This window comes from Bacillus sp. 17RED48, from assembly GCF_019837545.1.
GTDB lineage: Bacteria > Bacillota > Bacilli > Bacillales > Bacillaceae_G > Bacillus_A > Bacillus_A wiedmannii.
Window position 1 is genome coordinate 1 of sequence record NZ_JADAXG010000050.1, and the last position, 1135, is coordinate 1135.

The 1135-nt window shown below is 41.9% G+C and carries 1 pseudogene; it reads left to right on the plus strand.

Annotated features, from left to right (window positions below):
• Positions 1 to 7: 7 nt before the first annotated feature.
• A pseudogene (locus tag ILT06_RS32170) lies at positions 8 to 1123 on the plus strand (IS4 family transposase).
• Positions 1124 to 1135: the final 12 nt, after the last annotated feature.

The following is a 1135-nucleotide window of genomic DNA, read 5'->3' on the forward strand; positions in this document are numbered from 1 at the left end:
CCACACATTGATTCAAAACTTTTTTTCAGAAGCAGAGCTCCAGGCGATTTTAATGGAGTTCAACCACACCGATACAGCCCGAAAATGCACGGTTTCTACTGTTATTTCTTATTTGATTAGTGCTGCGACAAATGAATGGAAAAGCTTGCGTCACTCAGCCGATGTTGGTCCGAGTGTTGGACTCATTTCCGTCGATCATTCATCCTTGTCAAAACACATGAAAGCGCTAGATTACGCCATTATGAAACGTATTTTCGAAGTTATTGTTGGCAAGTTAAATCGAGCTACACGTCGAACGCTAAAGATGCCGAGAACGCTTCTTTCAATTGATTCGACGACTATTACTGTCGGTAAAACACGTTTACCATGGGCCGTTTATCACGGCGAACGTTCGGGCATAAAACTGCATGTCAGCTTCACAAACGAAACAGTGATGCCTCTTCAAATCGTTGAAACAACAGGGCTCAAACATGACGGTCCCATCGGCGTAAGCCTTGAGGATAAACGCTTTATTCTCGTTTGTGATCGCGCGTATTTTTCAATTGATAAAGTGGATCGCTACGTGACTGAAAAAGAAAAGCAACATTTTGTTATCCGATTAAAAGACAATGTTCAATTGAATCGCAAGAAATCACTAAAAGGCACACGTCCCACGGATTCAAATGTGACAGCTGATTTCACGTGCATAATCGGTACGCCACAAAAACAGACGAAAAAACGCCATCGTGTCGTGCAATTTACCGACTACGAAGGGAAAGACATGCGTGTCGTGACCAGTTTGATGAACGTGACAGCTGAAGAAATCGCCGCCATGTACAAATCGCGTTGGCCATCGAGTCCTTTTTCCGCTGGATTAAGCAGAATTTGAACGTTCCCGTGCTATTTGGCACAACATCAAATGCGGTGTTCAATCAGTTGTTCGCAGCTATGATTGCCTACGTTTTACTAAAATTTCTTCACGTAAAAGGTAGTAAGAAAAAACATATCAAACCGTTGTCATTCGCAGGTTTCACACGCCTGTTTCTTTGTGATACTCTGCCGTTTGATTGGAGAATTTATTTGACAGAAATACTAGCATTCCATCGGCAAATAAACCAAATAAATACTGTATAATTTTGGTTAATCAACACGTGTG